Below are 22,964 nucleotides of genomic sequence, written 5' to 3' on the forward strand. Positions count from 1 at the left end.
GCTGAATAAATGCGTTGTTCTCTAGTCCTTCGCGAGCAAGCTCGCTCCTACAGGAGATCATCTCGAAGTCCTGTGCAGGATTTCACCATTTGCCCGCCCCAAGGCATACTTGCCACCCTCCGAACGCCAGAACCAAAACCGTCCCATGCGTATCCACGTCAGCTTCATCGACCGCGTCGGCATCACCCAGGAAGTCCTGGCCTTGCTCGGTGGGCGCAATCTCAATCTGGATGCGGTCGAAATGGTTCCGCCCAACGTCTACATCGACGCCCCGACCCTGAGTCCGCAAGTCCTGGAAGAGTTGCGCGATGCCCTGTTCAGTGTGCGTGGCGTGCAAGCGGTGACAGTGGTCGACATCCTTCCCGGCCAGCGTCGGCACTTGCAGCTCGATGCCTTGCTCGCGGCCATGACCGACCCGGTACTGGCGCTCGACAGTGCCGGCAAGGTGTTGCTGGCCAACCCGGCACTGATCGCTTTGTACGGCCGAGAACCGGCCGGCGAAAGCATCGCCGAGCTGTTTGCCGATCCGACGTTGCTCGACGCCTTGCTTGAACACGGCTTCCGCCTGCCGCTGCGCGAGATTACGGTCAACGGCCAGACCTTGCTGCTGGACGCCACGCCCATCACCGATGCCGGCGCCCTGCTGACCCTGTATCAACCCAACCGCATCGGTGAACGCCTTTCCGCGCTGCACCACGATCACGCCGAAGGTTTCGATGCACTGCTGGGGGAGTCTCCGGTGATTCGCACGCTCAAGGCCCGCGCCCAGCGAGTGGCGGCCCTCGATGCGCCCCTGTTGATCCAAGGGGAAACCGGCACCGGCAAAGAGTTGGTGGCGCGTGCCTGCCATGCCATTAGCGCTCGCTACAGTTCGCCGTTTCTGGCATTGAATTGCGCAGCATTGCCGGAGAACCTCGCCGAAAGCGAACTGTTCGGCTACGCCCCTGGCGCTTTCACCGGCGCGCAACGGGGCGGTAAACCAGGGCTGATGGAACTGGCCAACCAGGGCACAGTGTTTCTCGACGAGATCGGCGAAATGTCGCCGTACTTGCAGGCGAAATTGCTGCGTTTTCTCAACGACGGCAGCTTCCGCCGGGTCGGTGGCGATCGTGAGGTCAAGGTCAACGTGCGGATCCTCAGCGCGACGCACCGCGATCTGGAGAAAATGGTCAGCGAAGGCAGCTTCCGCGAAGACCTGTTCTATCGGCTCAATGTCCTGAACGTCGAAGTCCCGCCCTTGCGCGAACGCGGCCAGGACATTCTGCTGCTGGCGCGCTATTTCATGCAGCAGGCCTGTGCACAGATTCAGCGCCCGGTCTGCCGGTTGGCACCCGGGACTTATCCGGCGCTGCTGGGCAACCGCTGGCCGGGCAACGTGCGGCAATTGCAGAACGTGATCTTCCGCGCCGCGGCCATTTGCGAGAGCACGCTGGTGGACATTGGTGACCTCGACATCGCCGGCACCTCAGTGGCGCGCCAAAGCGACAGCGACGTCGACAGCCTTGAACAAGCCATGGAAGAGTTCGAGAAAACCTTGCTGGAAAAACTCTACATCAGCTATCCGTCGACCCGCCAACTGGCCAGCCGCCTGCAAACGTCCCACACCGCAATTGCACATCGATTGCGCAAGTACGGCATTCCTAACAAGCCTTGAGGGCCTCATCGCGAGCAAGCTCGCTCCCACATTAAATTTGCGTCGACCACAAACCTGTGGGAGCGAGCTTGCTCGCGATGAGGCCAGTGGGCTCACCATCAAATTGTCAAAAGCGACCTCCATCTGTACTGAAAGCGCTACAGCGGAACGATATCGCTACACCCTCGCCGAACCACCGCTGTGCAAGGCTTTGATCCACCTACGCTTTTTTCTTCGGCCTGCGCTGTAGCGATTTCGCTACAACCATCATTCATGCGCCCCTCTCAAAACATCATAACTTATTGATTTATAACGAAAATAAAACATTGGCCGCGTTTTTGCTTAGTAACCGTTCATAAAGTACGGCATTGCCGAGTATTCAATCGCGTCCACCAGACGAGTCTGGCCCCCCTTAGGAGTTTCCATGAGCGAGTTGCGTTTTACTGAAGATCACGAATGGCTGCGCACCGAAGCTGACGGCACCGTCACAGTCGGTATCACCGCTTTTGCACAGAACGCCTTGGGCGACGTGGTTTTCGTTCAACTGCCTGAGCTGCAGTCCTACGACCAAGGCGCTGAAGCCGCCACCGTGGAATCGGTAAAAGCCGCCAGCGGTGTGTACATGCCGCTGAACGGTGAAGTGCTGGAAGTGAACCCGGCACTCGACAGCAGCCCTGAGCTGGTCAACGAAGATCCACTGGGCGAAGGCTGGTTCTTCCGATTCCAGCCTGCCGACGCTTCGGCCGTCGCCAAACTGCTGGATCAAGATGCCTACGACCGCCTGATCAAAGCCAGCGCTGAAGCCTGAGGAACGCCAACATGACTCAAGTTAATCCTGCCGTTGTAAACCTGAGTACCGCCAACGAATTCATCGCCCGCCACATCGGCCCGCGTTCCGGCGACGAGCAAGCCATGCTCAACAGCCTCGGTTTCGACTCGCTGGAAGCGCTGAGCGCCAGCGTCATTCCGGACAGCATCAAAGGCACCAGCGTCCTCGGCCTCGAAGACGGCCTGAGCGAAGCCGATGCCTTGGCCTTGATCAAATCCATCGCCAGCAAAAACCAGCTGTTCAAGACTTACATCGGCCAGGGTTACTACGGCACCCACACGCCGTCGCCGATCCTGCGTAACCTGCTGGAAAACCCGGCCTGGTACACCGCGTACACCCCTTATCAGCCAGAAATTTCCCAGGGCCGTCTCGAAGCGCTGCTGAACTTCCAGACCCTGATCAGCGACCTCACCGGCCTGCCGATCGCCAACGCCTCGCTGCTGGACGAAGCCACCGCCGCCGCCGAAGCCATGACGTTCTGCAAACGCCTGAGCAAGAACAAGGGCAGCCACGCCTTCTTCGCCTCTGTGCATTGCCATCCGCAAACCCTCGACGTACTGCGCACCCGTGCCGAACCGTTGGGCATCGACGTGGTGGTTGGCGACGAACGTGAACTGAGCGACATGACGCCGTTCTTCGGCGCCCTGCTGCAATACCCGGCGAGTAACGGTGATGTGTTCGACTACCGCGAACTGACCGAACGCTTCCACGCCGCCAACGCGCTGGTCGCGGTTGCCGCCGACCTGCTGGCCCTGACCGTACTGACCCCGCCGGGCGAGTTCGGCGCCGACGTGGCCATCGGCAGCGCACAACGCTTCGGCGTACCGCTGGGCTTCGGTGGTCCACATGCGGCTTACTTCTCCACCAAAGATGCGTTCAAGCGCGACATGCCAGGCCGTCTGGTCGGTGTCTCCGTCGACCGCTTTGGCAAGCCGGCCCTGCGTCTGGCGATGCAGACCCGCGAGCAACATATCCGCCGCGAGAAAGCCACCAGCAACATCTGCACCGCGCAGGTTTTGTTGGCCAACATCGCCAGCATGTACGCCGTGTACCACGGCCCGAAAGGCCTGGCGCAGATCGCCAATCGCGTGCATCACCTGACCGCCATTCTGGCCCAAGGCCTCAGCGCACTGGGCCTGAGCGTCGAGCAAGCCAACTTCTTCGACACCCTGACGATCAAGACCGGCGCACAAACCGCCGCCCTGCACGACAAGGCGCATGCACAGAAGATCAACCTGCGTGTGGTTGACGGCGAACGTCTGGGCCTGTCCCTCGACGAAACCACCAGCCAGGCCGACGTTGAAACCCTGTGGAGCCTGTTGGCCGACGGCAAAGCCCTGCCAGACTTCGCCGCCCTCGCCGCTTCGGTGACCAGCACCCTTCCAGCTGCGCTGGTGCGCCAATCGCCGATCCTCAGCCACCCGGTGTTCAACCGTTATCACTCGGAAACCGAGCTGATGCGCTACCTGCGCAAGCTCGCCGACAAGGACCTGGCCCTGGATCGCACCATGATCCCGCTGGGTTCCTGCACCATGAAACTCAACGCCGCCAGCGAAATGATCCCGGTCACCTGGGCTGAATTCGGTGCCCTGCACCCGTTCGCCCCGGCCGAGCAAAGCGCCGGTTATCAGCAGCTGACCGATGAACTGGAAGCGATGCTCTGCGCCGCCACCGGTTACGACTCGATCTCCCTGCAACCGAACGCCGGTTCGCAAGGCGAATACGCCGGTCTCCTGGCCATTCGTGCCTATCACCAGAGCCGTGGCGAAGACCGTCGCGACATCTGCCTGATCCCGTCGTCGGCCCACGGCACCAACCCTGCAACCGCCAACATGGCCGGTATGCGCGTGGTGGTGACCGCGTGCGATGCACGTGGCAACGTCGACATCGAAGACCTGCGCGCCAAGGCCATCGAGCACCGTGAGCATCTCGCGGCCTTGATGATCACTTACCCGTCGACCCATGGCGTGTTCGAAGAAGGCATCCGCGAAATCTGCGGCATCATTCATGACCACGGCGGCCAGGTGTACATCGACGGCGCCAACATGAACGCGATGGTCGGCCTCTGCGCCCCGGGCAAGTTCGGCGGCGACGTGTCGCACCTGAACCTGCACAAAACCTTCTGCATTCCGCATGGCGGTGGCGGCCCGGGCGTCGGCCCGATTGGCGTGAAATCGCACCTGACCCCGTTCCTGCCGGGTCACGCGCAGATGGCACGCAAGGAAGGCGCAGTCTGCGCAGCACCGTTCGGCAGCGCGAGCATTCTGCCCATCACCTGGATGTACATTCGGATGATGGGTGGCGCCGGCCTCAAGCGTGCGTCGCAATTGGCGATCCTCAATGCCAACTACATTTCCCGTCGCCTCGAAGAGCACTACCCAGTGCTCTACACCGGCAGTAACGGCTTGGTAGCGCACGAGTGTATCCTCGACCTGCGTCCGCTGAAAGACAGCAGCGGCATCAGCGTCGATGACGTCGCCAAGCGCCTGATCGACTTCGGTTTCCACGCCCCGACCATGTCGTTCCCGGTCGCCGGCACACTGATGATCGAGCCGACCGAAAGCGAATCCAAGGAAGAACTGGACCGCTTCTGCGACGCCATGATCCGCATCCGCGAAGAAATCCGCGCAGTGGAAAACGGCACCCTGGACAAGGACGACAACCCGCTGAAAAACGCTCCGCACACTGCAGCGGAAATCGTCGGCGAGTGGACGCATCCGTACAGCCGTGAACAAGCGGTGTACCCGGTAGCGTCGCTGATCGAAGGCAAGTACTGGCCACCGGTCGGCCGGGTCGACAACGTATTTGGTGATCGCAACCTGGTTTGCGCCTGCCCGTCGATCGAAAGCTACGCTTGATCTAAAAGGGGCGAGTTCCCTCGCCCCACAAGGACGCCGCAAAACCCTGTAGGAGCGAGGCTTGCCCGCGAAGAGGCCATCAGGTCGCTAAAAGCTTCGCGGGCAAGCCTCGCTCCTACAGGTATGCGGTGCTCCTCATAACAAGAAACCGGAGAACAACCATGTCGTTAAGCGTGTTCGACCTGTTCAAGATTGGCATCGGCCCCTCCAGCTCCCACACCGTCGGCCCGATGCGCGCAGCAGCGCGCTTCGCCGAAGGTTTGCGTCGTGAAGGGCTGTTGTCGGCAACCGCCAGCGTCAGAGTCGAGCTTTACGGCTCACTCGGCGCCACCGGCAAAGGCCACGGCAGCGATAAAGCTGTATTGCTGGGCCTGGAAGGTGAACACCCGGACACCGTGAACACCGAAACCGTCGCCGCTCGTCTGCACGACATTCGTGGCAGCGGTCGCTTGAACCTGCTCGGCGAACACAGCATTGCGTTCAACGAGAAAGAACATTTGGCGATGATCCGCAAACCGTTGGCCTATCACCCCAACGGCATGATTTTTCGCGCTTTCGACGCCGCCGGCCTGCAGATTCGCAGTCGCGAGTATTACTCCGTCGGCGGTGGTTTTGTGGTCGATGAAGACGCCGCTGGCGCCGACCGCATCGTCGAAGACGCCACGCCGCTGACCTTCCCCTTCAAAAGCGCAAAGGACTTGCTCGGTCACTGCACCACCTACGGCTTGTCCATCAGCCAGGTAATGCTGACCAACGAAAGTGCCTGGCGCCCGGAAGCGGAAACCCGCGCCGGTTTGCTGAAAATCTGGCAAGTGATGCAGGACTGTGTCGACGCGGGTTGCCGTAACGAAGGCATCCTGCCCGGCGGCTTGAAGGTCAAACGTCGGGCCGCGTCGCTGCATCGGCAACTGTGCAAGAACCCGGAATCATCATTGCGCGATCCGTTGTCGGTGCTGGACTGGGTCAACCTTTACGCCTTGGCGGTCAACGAAGAAAACGCCAACGGCGGGCGCGTCGTGACGGCGCCTACTAACGGTGCAGCGGGGATCGTTCCAGCCGTATTGCATTACTACATGCGCTTTATTCCCGGTGCCAACGAAGACGGCGTCGTGCGCTTTCTGCTGACGGCGGCGGCGATTGGCATTCTGTACAAGGAAAACGCTTCGATCTCCGGCGCCGAAGTCGGCTGTCAGGGTGAAGTCGGCGTGGCGTGTTCCATGGCGGCTGGCGCCTTGTGCGAAGTCCTTGGCGGCAGCGTGCAACAAGTGGAAAACGCCGCTGAAATCGGCATGGAGCACAACCTCGGCCTGACCTGCGATCCGATTGGCGGGCTAGTACAAGTACCTTGCATCGAGCGCAATGCCATGGGCTCGGTCAAAGCAATCAATGCGGTGCGCATGGCGTTGCGTGGAGACGGTCAGCACTTCGTCTCCCTCGACAAAGTCATCCGCACCATGCGCCAGACCGGCGCTGACATGAAAAGCAAATACAAGGAAACCGCCCGTGGCGGTTTGGCGGTCAACATTATCGAGTGCTGATGCGCGCTCACTTGCATCAGACTTTTTCAGGAGCTGAATATGTCCACCGAACAACTGTTGAAAACTCCATTGCACGCACTGCACATCGAACTCGGCGCCCGCATGGTGCCGTTCGCAGGCTACGACATGCCCGTGCAATACCCACTGGGCGTGATGAAAGAACACCAGCACACCCGTGATCAAGCCGGCCTGTTCGATGTTTCGCACATGGGTCAGATCCGCCTGACTGGCGCCAACGCCGCCGCGGCCCTGGAAACCCTGGTGCCGGTGGACATCATCGACTTGCCGGTGGGCATGCAACGCTACGCCATGTTCACTAACGAGACCGGTGGCATCCTCGACGACCTGATGGTCGCCAATCTGGGCAATGACGAGCTGTTCCTGGTGGTCAACGCGGCCTGCAAGGATCAGGACCTGGCGCATCTGCGCAAGCACATTGGCAACCAGTGCACGATCGAGCCGCTGTTCGAAGAACGCGCGCTGCTGGCGCTGCAAGGCCCGGCCGCCGTCACCGTGCTTGCACGCCTGGCGCCTGAAGTGTCGAAGATGACCTTTATGCAGTTCGCCCGCGTGAAATTGCTGGGCGTCGACTGTTTTGTCAGCCGTTCGGGCTACACCGGTGAAGACGGTTTCGAAATCTCGGTCCCGGCCGCCAGCGCCGAAGCCCTGGCTCGCGCCCTGCTGGCCGAACCGGAAGTAGCGGCCATCGGCCTTGGCGCACGCGACTCCCTGCGCCTGGAAGCCGGCCTGTGCCTTTACGGCCACGACATGAACACCGACACCACGCCGATCGAAGCCAGCCTGCTGTGGGCGATGTCCAAACCTCGTCGCGCAGATGGTACACGGGCCGGCGGGTTCCCTGGTGCTGAAACAGTCTTTGCCCAACAGCAAGCGGGTGTCAGCCGCAAACGCGTTGGCCTGCTGCCTCAGGAACGCACCCCGGTGCGCGAAGGTGCAGAGATCGTCAACGAAGCCGGCGACATCATCGGCACCGTTTGCAGCGGTGGTTTCGGCCCGACGCTGGGCGGTCCGTTGGCCATGGGTTACCTCGACAGCGCTTACATCGCGATCGACACACCGGTATGGGCAATTGTTCGTGGGAAAAAGGTGCCATTGCTTGTAAGCAAAATGCCATTTGTTCCACAACGCTACTATCGCGGTTGATTGACTGTTTCTATAAGTAACGCGATTGCGTTAACAGTGCACTAATGTGTAACGCAATCGCCATAAAACAGTGCATGGTTTCGATTACGAACTTGCCTTATAACGATCGAAAGCAATTGAACACCTCAATCGAATAAGCCTGCGCTAGTGCACACGCTACTGGCGCCAAGCCAAGCAAACCGGGCCCTTCACGGGGCTTGTTTTTTCTCCCGTAGTTGGCGTAGAGTTTGTTCACTGTGTTTGCATGGGTCGCTTGGAATCGTGACCTGGGCAGTAGCCTACATGTTAGCTACATCCCGCTCGGCGTCTTCTTACTCTCCTGCAACCAGCCCCAGTACTCTTTCATGAGAAGGAGACTGTCATTAATTTTAGCGTCAAAGGAAATAAGAAATGTCCCAACGTCAGAGCGGTACCGTCAAGTGGTTTAACGACGAGAAAGGTTTTGGTTTTATCACTCCAGAAAGCGGACCGGATCTGTTTGTGCATTTCCGCGCTATTCAGGGCAACGGCTTCAAGAGCCTGAAAGAAGGCCAAAAAGTGACTTTCATTGCTGTGCAAGGCCAGAAAGGCATGCAGGCTGATGAAGTACAAGCAGAAGCCTAATCTTCTGTAACGAAAAAGCCCCTGATGCTGACATCAGGGGCTTTTTTGTGCGCGTAAATCCGTAAAATGGCTTCTTTTGCGCCGAGAGCCTGCCATGTCGAAACACCTGCTTACTCCCCAGGGCCATTTTCCGGCCGCTGGTTTGGGTCGTCGTCTGGCAGCGATGTTCTATGACTTTCTGTTGTGCACCGCTCTGCTGATCGTCACCAGTGGCCTTTACAAGATGATCCAGATGGCAATCATCGGTGAAGACAAAATGCGCGCACTGACCGAGGCCGGCGCACTGGACGGCGATCCGTTGCTGTCGACGGTGCTGCTGTTTGTCCTGTTCGGTTTCTTTGCCAAGTTCTGGACATGGTCTGGCCAGACGCTGGGCATGCAGGTGTGGTGCATCCGTGTGCAGAATGCCGACGGCTCATCCATCAGCCTGTGGCAGGCGTTGTTGCGGTTTGTGGTGTCGATTGCGTCGTTGCTATGCGTTGGCCTGGGGTTTGTCTGGCCGCTGTTCGACAAACAGAAACGCAGCTGGCACGACATGTACTCCAACACGCAGTTGGTGCGGGTCCCGAAGAAGACTAAATAGTTGCAGAGAGCAAAAATCACTGTGGGAGCGAGCCTGCTCGCGAAGGCGGTGTGTCAGTCGACATTAATGTAACTGATACACCGCCTTCGCGAGCAGGCTCGCTCCCACAGTTTTTGATACCTAATTGATCTCAGGCGTTACCAGCCAGCTTCATCCGCGCCGCCTGCGTGAAATCCAGCATCCGCTTCAACGGACGGATCGCCTGAGGAATCAACGCCGGATCAACAAAGATCTCGTTCGTCCCCTCCTTCAAGCTCCTCAGCGTACGCTCAAGGGTGTTCATCGCCATCCATGGGCAGTGTGCGCAACTACGGCAGGACGCACCGTTACCCGCCGTTGGCGCCTCGATGAAGACCTTGTCCGGGCACAGCTGCTGCATCTTGTAGAAGATGCCGCGGTCCGTAGCCACGATGAACGTCTTGTTCGGCAGGCTTTGTGCCGCCGCGATCAATTGACTGGTGGAACCGACGGCATCCGCCAACTCGATCACCGACGTCGGCGACTCCGGGTGCACCAGAATCGCGGCGTCCGGGTACAGCGCCTTCATGTCTTCGAGCTGCTTGGATTTGAACTCTTCGTGAACGATGCAGGCACCGTCCCACAGCAGCATATCGGCACCGGTCTTGCGCTGGATATAGGTGCCCAAATGCTTGTCCGGCCCCCAGATGATCGTTTCGCCGTTATCCATCAGGCTTTCGACGATCTCCAGCGCGCAGCTCGATGTCACCACCCAGTCCGCCCGGGCCTTGACTGCCGCCGAGGTGTTGGCATACACCACCACCGTGCGCTCCGGGTGCTGATCGCAAAACGCCGAAAACTCGTCCACGGGGCAACCCAGATCCAGGGAGCACGTCGCTTCCAGCGTGGACATCAGTACGCGTTTTTCAGGGTTGAGGATTTTGGCGGTTTCGCCCATGAACTTCACACCGGCGACCAGTACCGTCTTGGCCGGATGGGCATTGCCGAAACGGGCCATCTCGAGTGAGTCGGAGACGCAACCACCGGTTTCTTCAGCCAGGGCCTGAATGACCGGATCGCAATAGAAGTGAGCAACCAGTACCGCGTCCTGAGCCTTGAGCTCGGCAGCGATGGCGGCACGGTAATAAGCCTCCTCCTCAACTGTCAGCGGCTTTGGCTGCTTGGCGTCGAGGTGGGCTTGAACCAGAAGGCGTTCGGAAATCTGCGTCATGTTCGCAAGACCTGCAGGCGCTTTCGCGCGAAAGTCGAGTATACACCCGGCTCCGGAACCTTCGGGGTTCCGCCGGGAGAGTGAGTATTCATCAGGCACGGACAGCGTTGAAGATGCGCAAGGCTACAGAATATCCGGTGGATGCAAAAGATGATTCTGACCTGCGTCCCACGACGCAGCACCGCACGGAGCCAACCTTAAATCGCGGGCAAAAAAAAATCCGGAAATCCTCACTTGCGTGGGCCTTCCAGACTTTTAAAACTGCTATAAAAATGGTGGGTCGTGTGGGATTCGAACCTACGACCAATTGGTTAAAAGCCAACTGCTCTACCAACTGAGCTAACGACCCGCTGTGTGGTGCGCGTATAATACTGATTTTTAAGGACTATTCAACACCCAATTTGAAATAAATCAAAAATAAGGGGTTGGGTCGCTGATTCCGGCGGCTGCGAAGCCTTCTGCACGCAGACGGCAGCTGTCGCATTTGCCGCATGCACGGCCGTTATCGTCGGCCTGATAGCACGAAACGGTTAGCCCGTAATCGACACCCAGCTTCACGCCGGCCTGGACGATCTGTGCCTTGCTCAGGTTCTGCAGCGGAGCCTGGATGCGGAAACCGTTCCCTTCTACGCCGGCCTTGGTCGCCAGATTGGCCATGCGCTCGAACGACTCGATGAACTCGGGACGGCAATCCGGATAACCGGAGTAGTCGACGGCGTTTACGCCGATGAAGATGTCACGTGCACCGAGCACTTCAGCCCAGCCCAGCGCCAGGGACAGAAACACCGTGTTGCGCGCCGGCACGTAAGTCACCGGAATACCTTCCCCCGGCACTTCCGGCACGTCGATGCTGCTGTCGGTCAGCGCTGAACCGCCAATGCCGTTCAGGTTCAGACCGATCACCTTGTGCTCGACCACACCCAAGTCGCGGGCAACACGTTCGGCGGCGTGCAATTCTGCTTGAGACCGCTGACCGTAGTCGAAACTCATGGTGTAGCAGCTGTAGCCTTGCGCACGAGCCATGGCCACGACTGTCGCCGAGTCCAGGCCGCCTGACAGCAAGATGACCGCACGTTTTTCAGCAGTGTTCAGTTGTTCCGTCATTTCAGCGCCCCGGCTCGTCATTCCAAAGATATTTATGCAGCTGCAATTGCAGACGTACTGGCAGGTTGTCCGCCACCACCCAGTCCGCCAGGTCCCGAGCATTCAGGTCATGGTGACTTGGCGAGAACAGGACTTCGCCGGCACGCCGGTCCAGTCCGTACTGAATCAGTTTGGACACAGCCCAGTCGTAGTCTTCCCGTGAACAGATGACAAACTTCACCTGGTCGTTGGGTGTGAGCAGTTCGATGTTCTCGTAGCGGTTGCGGTGCGCTTCTTTCGAACCCGGAGTTTTCAGGTCGACGACGCGACTGACCCGAGAATCTACTGCCGATATATCAAGAGCACCACTGGTTTCCAGTGACACTTCGTAACCGGCATCACACAACTGCTTGAGCAATGGAATGGCGTTGGGTTGAGCCAGCGGCTCACCACCGGTAACACAGACATAACGCGGGCGGAAACCAGCCACTTGCTCGAGGATGTCATCGAGCGTGCGAATGGCGCCCCCAGTGAACGCGTAGGCGCTGTCGCAATATTGGCATCGCAATGGACAACCGGTCAGGCGCACAAAAACGGTGGGCAGCCCGGCAGTTCGCGTTTCACCCTGCAACGAGTAAAAAACTTCGGTGATTCTCAATGTGTCTTGCATAGTCGCCACGGGCATAACAGCTAAACAGGCTGTCCGCCTCCGTCAGGCACTTCAAGGAACCCCGCCATCGCGCAGATCCCAAAAAGCGTATTTCATAAAAAGGGCGTGAATTCTAACGAAAAAACCCGCATCAAGTGCGGGTTTCTTCAAAACGAATCAAACAGGCTTACATGCGCTGCAGATCGCGTTGCGCCAACTGAGCGGCGGAAGTCCCCGGATATTGGGACACCACCTGCTGCAAAATGCCTTTTACCTTGTCGGTATGACCAAGGCGGCGCTCTACATCAGCCAGCTTGTACAGCGAGTCAGGCACTTTGGGATGCTTTGGGTACAGCTGCGAGACCTTGGCAAAAGCTTGACCTGCACCTTGCAGATCGCCTTTGGCCAGATTGACCTCACCCAACCAGTACTGGGCATTGCCCGCATACTGGCTGTTCGGGTATTTACGCAGGAATGCGGTAAAAGCCTGGCTGGCCTTGTCGAAATCCTTGGCTTTGATCAGGTCGAAGGCTGCGTCGTAATAGAGCTTTTCCTTCGCCGGATCCGCCGGTTCGCTACCCGCGGCAGGTGCTTGAGCGGCGGGTGCCTGAGCGGCTGCCGCCCCTGCACCTGCGCCCGCTGCTGCTGCACCGGGGGCATTCAAATTACCACCGGTGGAAGAATTTTCAGGAGTCGCGGCTGGTGCAACGCCGGTTCCTATGCGCCGATCAAGATCCTGATACCGCTCCAGGTTTTCTTGCTTCATGCGCGCTACTTCATTTTGCAGAACTTCGATCACACCCTGTTGGCGTGAAATCTGTTCCTGCATCGATTGCAGCTGGTTGAACAGCTCGCCTTGCGCCGAGACAGGGGCCGAAACCCCTCCCCCGGCATAGGCGCCGTTCGTACCGTAACCCGCAGGCGGATAACTGCTCCCGCTATTGTTATAGCCGGAGTTATTATCGACCACAGGAACCGCAGCCCACACCGCAAGCGGCGCGAGGCTGAGAGCCAGAACAGTTACAGCACGACGGCACGTTCGCATGACGAATTACTTACGCAGTTCGACGCGACGGTTTTGAGCCCAGGACTGCTCGTCGTTGCCGGTAGCAACTGGACGCTCTTCGCCGTAGGAAACCAGTTCCAGCTGAGCTGGGGAAACACCTTGCAGTACCAGGTAACGCTGAACGGCTTTCGCACGACGCTCGCCCAGTGCCATGTTGTACTCACGAGTACCACGTTCGTCGGTGTTGCCTTCCAGAACAACGCGAGCGCCGTTTGCTTTCAGGTCTTTGGCGTGAACGTCCAGAGCGCGCATGGCTTCTGGCTTCAGGTCCGAGCTGTCATATTCGAAGTAGAAGGTGGTGATTGCGCGCAGAGCAGCTTCTTCGCTCAGGGAACCGTCAACGGCACCAGTGTTTGCGCCGTAACCAGCGTTTGGATCTACAGCGCCTTGACCGGCGTTGTCGCCGCCTTTGGACGAGCAACCTACAGCTACAGCCATGGCCAGAGCCAGCGCAGCAAATTTACCAAACTTCAGCATTTCCATCTTGAAACTCCTAATGAACCCCAGTGTGTTAAGTGAAACGTGTAGCGCCGCGTCAGTTCAGGTAAGGGGACCAGGAAGGTTCTCTGACTTCGCCTTGAGCGGTAGGAAGCGGGAGCCTTACGCGTCCATTGATGGACACGAGCATCAAGACTCCCCGGCCCTGCTGGCGGGTGGCGTAGATTACCATGGTGCCGTTGGGCGCGACAGTAGGCGACTCGTCCAGAGTGCTATCAGTTAGGATTTTTACACTTCCTCGCTGCAAATCCTGGGCCGCCACCTTGAAATTAGTAAAACCATCCTGGCGATGGATCATCACCAGGGTCTTTTCATCGGCTGAAAGCTTGGGGTTGGCGTTGTAGTTGCCAATAAAGGTCACACGTTCCGCACCGCCACCACCGACGCTGGTTTTGTAGATCTGTGGCTTGCCGCCACGGTCGGAAGTGAAGTAGATGGTCGAACCATCCTTACCCCAGAACGGTTCGGTGTTGATGCCAGGACCGTTGGTAACACGCGAGATCTGACGCGACCCCAGATTCATCACGTAGATGTCCGGGTTACCGTCCTTGGACAGCACGAATGCCAGGCGATTGCCATCCGGCGACCAGGCTGGCGCACCATTGAGGCCTTCGAAGTTGGTGATCTGCTCACGGCGACCGGTGTCGATGTTCTGCATGAAGATACGCGGGCGCTTCTGCTCGAACGAGACATAAGCGATGCGCTTGCCATCCGGTGCGAAACGCGGCGACAGGATCGGCTCACGCGATTGCAGCAGAGTGACAGCACGGGCACCGTCATAGTCCGAACGCTGCAACGTGTAACGAGTGTTGTTCTCGGAGAAACGCTCGGCCGTCACATACAGCAGACGCGTCGAGAACGCACCTTTGATGCCGGTGAGTTTTTCGAACGACTGGTCAGCGATGTAATGCGCCATGTCGCGCAGCTGCTCGGCACTGCCCGACACACTGCCGGTCAGCACTTGCTGCTCGGTGGCGACGTTGAACAATGCGTACTGAACCTGCAGGCGACCGCCCGCCGGCACAATGCTGCCGACCATGATGTACTGGGCGCCAACAGCCTTCCAGTCACGGAAAATGATTTCGCTGGCCTGGCTCGGCTGACTGATCATGTTCTGCTTTGGAATCGGCGAGTAGTAACCCGAGTTACGCAGGTCATTACCGACAATTTCGGCCATGTCATCCGGCAATACGGTGCCGCCCTGGAAACCGAACGGCACTACTGCGATCGGGGTTGCCCGATCACTGCCGCTGGTGACCAGAATGTTTTTTTCATCCGCTGCCGCTATGCCTGCCAGGCAACAAATAACGACAAGCATTCCTCGAAGAAGGTTTTTCACAAGGCTAGATCCTCAGGTGTGAATGTCATCTTGAATGAACGATACGGAGCGAAATCGCTCGGCTTCATTCCCTGCATTTCTGTCAAACGTCCAATATTCTTGACCGCCGCTACAGCCGAAGCGTCAAACGGACCATCGCCACTGGACTTGGCCACGCTGACCGAAGTCACCGTACCATCCGGCAACATGCCGATTTGCAGCACGACCGTCATGCCTTTGCGTGCCGAAGGAGGACGAGCCCAACCTTCCGCTGCGCGTGCTCGAATCAAATCATCGAAACTGCCGGCGACTTCGTCACCCTGCTCATCGGCCAAGGCCTGCTGACGCTGCGGCGTATCGGAAAGCAAATCTGCCAGGGCCTGAGCCTTTTTGTCTTCGGTAGATTTACGTGCCGCATCCTGCGATTTCTTCTTCGCAGCATCGGCAGCAGCTTTCTTCTTCGCGTCTTCGGCGACTTTCTTCTTCGCCTCTTCAGCTTCAGCTTTCTTCTTGGCGTCTTCCGCGGCTTTCTTCTTCGCGTCTTCGACGATCTTTTTCTTCGCTTCCTCAGCAGCCGCTTTCTTGGCCTCTTCTTCAGCAGCCTTCTTGGCTTCTTCTTCAGACTTCTTCTTGGCTATATCAGCCAATTGTTTCTCTTCAGCCTTCTTGGCTTCGGCGGTCTTCTTCGCTTCATCGGCTTTCTTGGCTTCATCAGCCTTTTTAGCCTCATCCGCTTTCTTCGACTCATCGGCCTTCTTGGCTTCCTCGGCCTTTTGAGCCGCTTCTTCTTTCTTTTGTTCCGCAGCCTTCACCGCCTCCTGCTCGACCTTCTTCTGTTCCATCTGTTCGACTTCAGTCTGGCGTGCAGCAGATTTCTGCGCCTCACCTGCAATCTTCTGATTGGTCTGGGTGGTTGCCCGACTCTTCGATTTCAGCTGGTACAAGGTCGCCTGGACAATCGGTTTGGCTGGCGGCAGCTCAGGTGTAAAGGCGAAACTGACGAACAGCATGCCGAACACCAGCACGTGCAGGACAATCGCCAGGACACTGGGCCAGAAGTAGCTTTCCGAGGCGGACGGCTCTCGCTGTTGCTGCATCAGGGCGCCTCGGTAATCAAGCCAACATTACCGACCCCGGCTTTCTGCAACCCGCCCATGGCGCCCATGACGGAGCCGTAATCGACGGACTTGTCGCCGCGAATGAAGACCTGGGTGTGCTTGCCGCCTTCGTTGCCGGCGCGAATGATTTTGGTCACCGCATCGGTCATCTGCGGCAAGGTCATGGCCTTGTCCTGCTGCTTTTCGGTGTCGACTTCGCTGCCAAGGTTCCAGTAATAGGTCTTGTCAGACTTGATCGAAATGGTCAGGACCTGGGTGTTGTTGTCCTGCGGCAAAGCTTCACTGGAAACCTTGGGCAGATCAACCTTCACGCCCTGATTGAGCATCGGAGCGGTCACCATGAAGATGACCAGCAGTACCAGCATCACGTCGATGTAAGGCACCACGTTCATCTCGGCAACCGGCTTGCGCTTTTTACGAGCTCGAGCGATTAAAGCCATTGGAAATTACCTGCTTATTCTTCGCTGGTGTGCACTTTGCGGTGCAGGATCGCCTGGAATTCATCGGCGAAGGTGTAGTAACGGCTGAGCAGCGTTTCGCTGCGGGCAGCAAAGCGGTTGTAAGCAATAACGGCCGGAATGGCGGCGAACAGACCAATGGCGGTTGCGACCAGTGCTTCGGCGATACCCGGAGCCACAGTGGCCAGGGTCGCTTGCTGGGCAGTTGCCAGACCACGGAAGGAGTTCATGATGCCCCAGACCGTACCGAACAGACCGATGTACGGACTGACGGAACCGACGGTGGCGAGGAACGGCAGGCTCTGCTCGAGCTTTTCTTCTTCGCGGGAAATGGCGACGCGCATGGCACGGGCCACGCCTTCCATGACCGCTTCAGGATCGACGCCAGGCTGCTGACGCAGGCGGGAGAATTCCTTGAAACCGGCACGGAAGATCTGCTCGACGCCCGAATCCGGATCAGGGTTGCTGCCAGCCTGACGGTAGAGTTTGGACAGGTCGATGCCCGACCAGAAGCGCTCCTCAAAGCTCTCCAGGGCACGTCGACCGGCGCGCAGCAGGTTGCTGCGCTGAAAGATCATGATCCATGAGGTCACCGATGCGGCTACCAGAATCAGCATTACCAACTGCACCACGACGCTGGCATTGCTGACCAGGCTCCACATGGAGGAATGGTCGACGACGTTAGCTTCCACGCTTTATCTCCTGCTTTGAGTGTGTACCCGCGCCGCTCACGTCGGCAAAGGCCGCACGTAGAGCTTCGGGAATGGCCCGGGGTTTCAAACTGTTAGTGCGCACACAGGCCACCAAAAACTGCCCTTCGCAGAGCAGCACATTATCCGTAGCCCGCCTGACCTGCTGTTTGAAGCGCAGGCTGACACGGTTCAATTCGATTACTTCAGCGCTTACCAGAAGCTCGTCGTCCAGTCGCGCCGGCGCGTGGTAACGCGCTTCGCTGGAATGCACGACGAACAACAGGTCCTCCCCTGCAAGCGCCGATTGGGCAAAGCCCAGCTCCCGGAGCCGCTCGGTTCGAGCCCGTTCCATAAACTTGAGGTAATTAACGTAATACACGATGCCGCCCGCATCGGTGTCCTCGTAATAAACGCGACAACGAAGTGCGAACGGCTCAAGCCCGTTTTGCGCGCGCATACTCTAGTGCTTACTCCTCAGGTTGCCAATCCGGCCAGGCAACTGTTTTTCATTGTTCTGCGGCTTTCTCGCAAAAGTACGGTCCTAGGACAGCACAATGCCCGAAAATTCAGCGCGCAAAGGTTAATTAATCGTCCACAGCATCAAGGAACTCGTCTACCACGGGCATCTCGCCCAATCGTGAAGGAATATTTAAGCCGAAGTGCAGGTACGCATGCCGGGTGACCACCCGCCCCCGTGGCGTGCGCATGATGTAGCCCTGCTGGATCAGATAGGGTTCCAGCACGTCTTCAATGGTATGGCGCTCTTCACTGATGGCGGCCGCCAGACTGTCCACCCCGACCGGCCCACCGTCGAACTTCTCGATCATGGTCAACAGCAGACGTCGGTCCTGATGATCGAAGCCACGTTCGTCGACATCCAGCAGATTCAACGCCAGGTCGGCGATCGGTTTGGTGATGTGGCCCTTGGCGCGAACTTCGGCGAAATCGCGAACCCGGCGCAGCAATCGGTTGGCTATCCGCGGGGTGCCTCGGGCACGACGGGCGATTTCGAAGGCGCCTTCCGGATCCAGCGGCAAGCCGAGGATAGTTGCCGAACGGCTGACAATGGTCGCCAGATCGGCGGTGTTATAGAACTCCAGACGCTGGACGATACCGAAACGGTCGCGCAACGGATTGGTCAGCATCCCGGCCCGCGTCGTGGCCCCCACGAGGGTGAACGGGGGCAGATCGAGCTTGATCGAGCGCGCCGCCGGCCCTTCGCCGATCATGATGTCGAGCTGGAAATCTTCCATGGCCGGGTACAGCACTTCTTCGACGATCGGCGACAGCCGATGGATTTCGTCGATGAACAATACGTCGTGGGGCTCCAGATTGGTCAACAACGCGGCCAGGTCACCCGGGCGTTCCAGAACGGGGCCGGACGTACTTTTGATCGACACCCCCATTTCCTGGGCGATGATGTTGGCCAGGGTGGTTTTACCCAAACCCGGAGGACCGAAAATCAACGTGTGATCCAGGGATTCGTTACGCCCGCGGGCGGCCTGGATAAACAACTCCATTTGCTCGCGAACGGTCGGTTGGCCAATGTATTCGGCCAGGCTGACGGGACGAATGGCCCGGTCCTGGACTTCCTCGCGGTCGCGAGGGCCCGGCGTGGCGGCAATCAGACGATCAGCTTCAATCACTTAGATCATTCCCTTCAGGGCGCGACGAATCATGTCTTCACTGCTCAAACCTTTCTCCTTGATCGCGGAAATCGCCTTGCTGGCTTCCTGCGGCTTATAGCCCAGGGAAATCAGCGCGCTGACTGCGTCATTTTCGGCGGTGGCGACTGGAGCCGGCGCATCCGGCCCACCCGGCTGGTTTGGCACCAGGGCGAACATCGCCGGTACGGTTTCCCAAGCCTTGAAGCGATCCTTGAGCTCCACCAACAAACGCTCGGCGGTCTTCTTGCCCACTCCAGGCACCTTGGTCAGGGCCGAGGTGTCCTGAGACTGCACGCAGCGGACCAGCTCGTCGACTTCCAGGCTCGACATCAGGGCCAAGGCCAATTTCGGCCCCACGCCATTGAGACGGATCAATTCGCGAAAAAAGTCTCGCTCGCGCTTGCCGAAAAAACCATAGAGTAACTGCGCGTCTTCGCGCACGACCAAATGGGTGTGCAAGGTCAGCGGTTCACCGACCGACGGCAAGCGATACAGCGTGGTCATGGGCACTTCCAGCTCATACCCCAGACCATTTACATCCAGAATCAGGTGCGGCGGCTGTTTCTCAGCCAGTGTGCCGCGCAAGCGTCCAATCACGTTTCAGATCCTTGAGCGTTGGCCAGCTCAATGGCTAGCGACTGACAGAGCGAGGGCTTTGCGCCGGCAACACAGGCGCAAAGCCCTCATTCCATAAAAAATGATTGCTGATGCTATCAGAGACGCAGGCGCCCGCCACGACTGCGTGCCGCGCCCAAGCCATGCGGCAACAGACTGGAGCGCGTGTGAGCATGACAAATAGCGATGGCCAGGGCGTCCGAAGCATCGATTTGCGGCTTGCTGATCAATTTCAACATGTGCATGACCATCATCTGCACCTGCTCTTTATTGGCCGAGCCGGTGCCCGTCACCGCTTGTTTGACCTGGGTCGCGGTGTATTCAGCAATTTCCAGGCTTTCCTCGGCGCCAGCGACGATTGCTGCGCCACGGGCCTGACCGAGCTTGAGCGCGGAGTCGGCGTTGCGCGCCATAAAGACTTTTTCGATGCCCATGGTCACCGGGCCATACGTCTGAATGACTTCCCGCACACCGCGATAGACGATTTGCAGACGCTCGTACAACTCGCCGGACCCGGTGCGAATACAGCCCGACGCCACGTAAACGCAACCACGCCCGGTATCGCGTACCACGCCATAACCGGTAATGCGCGAACCGGGATCGATACCAAGAATTAAAGTCATAACGCCTGCGGGCTATAGGTGTAGGAGCGAGCTTGCTCGCGATGGACGTTAACGATAACTCGGACATCCTGAATTAACGCGCCGCTCTCAAGTTCTTCACGAGCAAGCTCGCTCCTACAAAGGGCACGTCAACCGAGCTGTGCGGCCACCGACTCTGGAATGTCCGCGTTGGAGTAGACGTTCTGCACGTCATCCAGGTCTTCGAGCATGTCGATCAGCTTGAGCACCTTCTCCGCGCCCTCCAGATCCAGTTCGGCGCTGGTGGTCGGCAACATTACGATTTCCGCGTCATCACCTTTGAATCCAGCGGCTTCGAGGGCGTTACGCACGGAATAGAAACCGGCAAACGAGGTGAACACGTCGATGGAACCGTCTTCGTGGGTGACCACATCATCAGCGTCCGCTTCCATGGCCGCTTCCATCAGCGCGTCTTCATCGACGCCCGGCGCAAAGGAAATCTGCCCCTTGCGTTCGAACAGATAGGCCACAGAACCGTCAGTACCCAGGTTGCCGCCACATTTACTGAACGCGTGGCGAACAGCGGCTGCAGTGCGGTTACGGTTGTCGGTCATGCACTCGACCATCACCGCCACACCGCCAGGGCCGTAACCTTCGTAACTCAGTTCGACCATATCGTCGGTGTCGGCAGCGCCGGCACCACGGGCGACCGCACGATCGATGATATCGCGGCTCATGTTCGCACCAAGGGCCTTGTCCAGCGCCAGACGCAAACGCGGGTTGGAGCCCGGGTCACCGCCACCCTGACGGGCAGCAACGGTCAGTTCACGAATCCACTTGGTGAAAATCTTGCCTTTCTTGGCATCCTGACGTTCTTTGCGGTGCTTGATGTTCGCCCACTTGGAATGACCTGCCATAACTCGCTCCGAATTATCTTTGAAACATTGCCCGCCTCGCACGATACGACGGCCAGCAAAAAAAAATCTCGACCTAAAGAAAAGGCGCACCCCATAAGGATGCGCCTTCAGGGTCAGCCTTACTCAGCCTTTGGCGTTTCGCGCAGACGAATGTGCAATTCGCGCAATGCCTTGGCATCTACAGCCCCCGGAGCCTGAGTCATGACGTCAGCCGCGCTCTGGGTTTTCGGGAAAGCGATCACTTCACGGATCGACTGGGCGCCGGTCATCAGCATTACCAGACGGTCCAGGCCGAAGGCCAGGCCACCGTGCGGCGGCGCGCCATATTTCAGGGCGTCGAGCAGGAAGCCGAATTTCTCTTCCTGTTCCGCTTCATTGATACCCAACAGGCGGAACACCGTCTGCTGCATTTCTTTGCGGTGGATACGGATCGAACCGCCACCCAGCTCGGTGCCGTTCAAGACCATGTCGTAGGCACGGGACAGAGCGGTCGCCGGGTTGGCTTCCAGTTCTTCCGGCGTGCATTTCGGCGCGGTAAACGGGTGGTGCAAGGCGGTGAAGCTGCCGTCGTCGTTCTCTTCGAACATCGGGAAGTCGACCACCCACATTGGCGCCCACTTGCAGGTCAGCAGCTCCAGGTCATTGCCGACCTTGATCCGCAGTGCACCCAGGGCTTCGCTGACGATCTTGGCTTTGTCGGCACCGAAGAACACGATGTCGCCATCAACCGCACCAACGCGATCCAGGATCACATTGAGGTTGGCTTCAGGAATGTTCTTGACGATAGGCGACTGCAGGCCTTCGACGCCTTTGGCGCGCTCGTTGACCTTGATGTATGCCAGGCCCTTGGCACCGTAGATGCCGACGAACTTGGTGTAGTCGTCGATTTGCTTGCGCGGCATGCTCGCCGCGCCAGGAACGCGCAAGGCAGCAATGCGGCATTTCGGGTCGTTGGCCGGGCCGCTGAACACCTTGAAGTCGACTTCTTTCAGTTGGTCGGCAACATCAACCAGTTCCAGCGGGTTACGCAGGTCCGGTTTGTCGGAACCGTAACGGCGCATGGCCTCTTCATAGGTCATGTGCGGGAATTCACCGAACTCCAGATCCAGCACTTCCTTGAACAGGTTGCGGATCATGCCTTCGGTGATACCAATGATGTCTTTTTCATCGAGGAAGCTGGTTTCGATGTCGATCTGAGTGAATTCAGGCTGACGGTCGGCACGCAGGTCTTCGTCGCGGAAGCATTTGGCGATCTGGTAGTAACGGTCGAAGCCGGCGACCATCAGCAGTTGCTTGAACAGCTGTGGCGATTGCGGCAAGGCGAAGAAGGAACCTGCGTGGGTACGGCTCGGCACCAGGTAGTCGCGTGCGCCTTCCGGGGTAGCACGGGTCAAAATCGGCGTCTCGACGTCAAGGAAGCCGTTCTCGTCCAGGTAGCGACGGATGCTGGTGGTCATGCGCGAACGCAGACGCAGCTTCTCGAGCATTTCCGGGCGACGCAGGTCGAGGAAGCGATAGCGCAGGCGGGTTTCTTCGCCGACGTCGGAGAACTCGTTCAGCGGGAACGGCGGGGTTTCCGCTTCGTTCAACACTTCCAGTTCGTAACCCAGCACTTCGATCATGCCCGACGCCATGTTGGCGTTGGTGGCACCGGCCGGACGCAGGCGTACCTTGCCGGTGACCTTGACTACGTATTCGCTGCGCACGCGGTCGGCGGCAGCGAAGGTTTCAGCGCGGTCCGGGTCGAACACCACCTGGGCCAGACCGTCACGATCACGGATATCGAGGAAAATCACCCCACCGTGGTCACGGCGACGGTGAACCCATCCACAAAGGGTAATTTCCTGGCCTTCCAGGCTTTCGTTCAGTTGGCCGCAATAATGGCTGCGCATCATGGTAGTGGTT

22 protein-coding genes and 1 tRNA gene are annotated in these 22,964 nt (G+C 58.6%); 7 read left to right on the forward strand and 16 right to left on the reverse strand.

The features are described from left to right. Window positions 1–145 precede the first annotated feature (145 nt). The 7 genes from ACM6IR_RS12310 (at window position 146) to ACM6IR_RS12340 (ending at window position 9,208) form a co-directional block, all read left to right on the forward strand. The gene (locus tag ACM6IR_RS12310) at window positions 146–1,654 is read left to right on the forward strand and encodes a sigma-54-dependent transcriptional regulator (RefSeq protein WP_414907947.1); all 1,509 of its coding nucleotides are present in this window, start codon (window positions 146–148) and stop codon (window positions 1,652–1,654) included. Window positions 1,655–2,057: 403 nt separating this feature from the next. Continuing rightward, window positions 2,058–2,441 (forward strand): glycine cleavage system protein GcvH, encoded by a 384-nt coding sequence (gene gcvH, locus ACM6IR_RS12315; RefSeq protein ID WP_414907948.1) that lies wholly within the window; start codon window positions 2,058–2,060, stop codon window positions 2,439–2,441. 11 nt (window positions 2,442–2,452) lie between these two features. Further along, window positions 2,453–5,320, forward strand: coding sequence for an aminomethyl-transferring glycine dehydrogenase (gene gcvP / locus ACM6IR_RS12320; protein ID WP_414907949.1), 2,868 nt, complete (start codon window positions 2,453–2,455; stop codon window positions 5,318–5,320). Window positions 5,321–5,481: 161 nt separating this feature from the next. After that, window positions 5,482–6,858 (forward strand): L-serine ammonia-lyase, encoded by a 1,377-nt coding sequence (locus ACM6IR_RS12325; protein WP_414907950.1) that lies wholly within the window; start codon window positions 5,482–5,484, stop codon window positions 6,856–6,858. 39 nt (window positions 6,859–6,897) lie between these two features. Further along, window positions 6,898–8,022, forward strand: coding sequence for a glycine cleavage system aminomethyltransferase GcvT (gene gcvT, locus ACM6IR_RS12330; RefSeq protein ID WP_414907951.1), 1,125 nt, complete (start codon window positions 6,898–6,900; stop codon window positions 8,020–8,022). 390 nt (window positions 8,023–8,412) lie between these two features. Further along, a complete protein-coding gene (locus tag ACM6IR_RS12335; protein WP_007977299.1) occupies window positions 8,413–8,625 on the forward strand; it encodes a cold-shock protein in 213 nt (70 codons plus the stop codon). Window positions 8,626–8,719: 94 nt separating this feature from the next. Next, a complete protein-coding gene (locus ACM6IR_RS12340; protein ID WP_414907952.1) occupies window positions 8,720–9,208 on the forward strand; it encodes an RDD family protein in 489 nt (162 codons plus the stop codon). 130 nt (window positions 9,209–9,338) lie between these two features. Here the strand turns inward: ACM6IR_RS12340 and nadA are convergent, their stop codons facing one another. From nadA to aspS, 16 genes are all read right to left on the reverse strand, one after another. Next, window positions 9,339–10,397, reverse strand: a complete 1,059-nt coding sequence (gene nadA / locus ACM6IR_RS12345; protein WP_414907953.1) for a quinolinate synthase NadA — start codon at window positions 10,395–10,397, stop codon at window positions 9,339–9,341. A gap of 273 nt (window positions 10,398–10,670) precedes the next feature. Then, window positions 10,671–10,746 (reverse strand) — tRNA-Lys (locus ACM6IR_RS12350). A gap of 62 nt (window positions 10,747–10,808) precedes the next feature. Continuing rightward, window positions 10,809–11,501, reverse strand: coding sequence for a 7-cyano-7-deazaguanine synthase QueC (gene queC / locus ACM6IR_RS12355; protein ID WP_414907954.1), 693 nt, complete (start codon window positions 11,499–11,501; stop codon window positions 10,809–10,811). 1 nt (window position 11,502) lies between these two features. After that, a complete protein-coding gene (gene queE / locus ACM6IR_RS12360) occupies window positions 11,503–12,150 on the reverse strand; it encodes a 7-carboxy-7-deazaguanine synthase QueE (protein WP_414907955.1) in 648 nt (215 codons plus the stop codon). A 166-nt stretch (window positions 12,151–12,316) separates the two neighbouring features. Then, on the reverse strand, window positions 12,317–13,174 hold the full coding sequence (gene ybgF / locus ACM6IR_RS12365) for a tol-pal system protein YbgF (protein WP_414907956.1): 858 nt from the start codon (window positions 13,172–13,174) through the stop codon (window positions 12,317–12,319). Between the two features lie 6 nt (window positions 13,175–13,180). Continuing rightward, the gene (pal, locus tag ACM6IR_RS12370; protein WP_090187413.1) at window positions 13,181–13,678 is read right to left on the reverse strand and encodes a peptidoglycan-associated lipoprotein Pal; all 498 of its coding nucleotides are present in this window, start codon (window positions 13,676–13,678) and stop codon (window positions 13,181–13,183) included. Window positions 13,679–13,730: 52 nt separating this feature from the next. Beyond that, window positions 13,731–15,032: a Tol-Pal system beta propeller repeat protein TolB gene (gene tolB, locus ACM6IR_RS12375; protein WP_414907957.1), complete on the reverse strand. Its 1,302-nt coding sequence runs from the start codon at window positions 15,030–15,032 to the stop codon at window positions 13,731–13,733. Next, a complete protein-coding gene (gene tolA / locus ACM6IR_RS12380) occupies window positions 15,029–16,108 on the reverse strand; it encodes a cell envelope integrity protein TolA (RefSeq protein ID WP_157712079.1) in 1,080 nt (359 codons plus the stop codon). Before tolA ends, tolB begins: the two co-directional genes overlap by 4 nt. After that, window positions 16,108–16,560, reverse strand: coding sequence for a protein TolR (gene tolR, locus ACM6IR_RS12385; protein ID WP_414907972.1), 453 nt, complete (start codon window positions 16,558–16,560; stop codon window positions 16,108–16,110). Before tolR ends, tolA begins: the two co-directional genes overlap by 1 nt. 23 nt (window positions 16,561–16,583) lie before the next feature. Further along, entirely contained in the window at window positions 16,584–17,279 is a 696-nt protein-coding gene (tolQ, locus tag ACM6IR_RS12390) for a protein TolQ (protein WP_054044990.1), read from the reverse strand. Then, a complete protein-coding gene (gene ybgC, locus ACM6IR_RS12395; RefSeq protein WP_131059803.1) occupies window positions 17,269–17,736 on the reverse strand; it encodes a tol-pal system-associated acyl-CoA thioesterase in 468 nt (155 codons plus the stop codon). Before ybgC ends, tolQ begins: the two co-directional genes overlap by 11 nt. A gap of 127 nt (window positions 17,737–17,863) precedes the next feature. Beyond that, window positions 17,864–18,925 carry a Holliday junction branch migration DNA helicase RuvB gene (gene ruvB / locus ACM6IR_RS12400; protein WP_414907958.1) on the reverse strand — a complete coding sequence of 354 codons (1,062 nt, stop codon included), beginning with the start codon at window positions 18,923–18,925 and terminating at the stop codon, window positions 17,864–17,866. Further along, entirely contained in the window at window positions 18,926–19,543 is a 618-nt protein-coding gene (gene ruvA, locus ACM6IR_RS12405) for a Holliday junction branch migration protein RuvA (RefSeq protein WP_007897033.1), read from the reverse strand. It abuts the gene before it with no gap. A 116-nt stretch (window positions 19,544–19,659) separates the two neighbouring features. Continuing rightward, the gene (gene ruvC, locus ACM6IR_RS12410; RefSeq protein ID WP_414907959.1) at window positions 19,660–20,184 is read right to left on the reverse strand and encodes a crossover junction endodeoxyribonuclease RuvC; all 525 of its coding nucleotides are present in this window, start codon (window positions 20,182–20,184) and stop codon (window positions 19,660–19,662) included. A gap of 128 nt (window positions 20,185–20,312) precedes the next feature. Continuing rightward, complete coding sequence (locus ACM6IR_RS12415) at window positions 20,313–21,059, reverse strand: YebC/PmpR family DNA-binding transcriptional regulator (protein WP_056741401.1); 747 nt, start codon at window positions 21,057–21,059, stop codon at window positions 20,313–20,315. Window positions 21,060–21,178: 119 nt separating this feature from the next. Then, window positions 21,179–22,954: an aspartate--tRNA ligase gene (gene aspS / locus ACM6IR_RS12420; RefSeq protein WP_414907960.1), complete on the reverse strand. Its 1,776-nt coding sequence runs from the start codon at window positions 22,952–22,954 to the stop codon at window positions 21,179–21,181. Window positions 22,955–22,964: the final 10 nt, after the last annotated feature.

The organism is Pseudomonas sp. IT-P253 (genome assembly GCF_949768125.1).
Lineage (GTDB): Bacteria > Pseudomonadota > Gammaproteobacteria > Pseudomonadales > Pseudomonadaceae > Aquipseudomonas.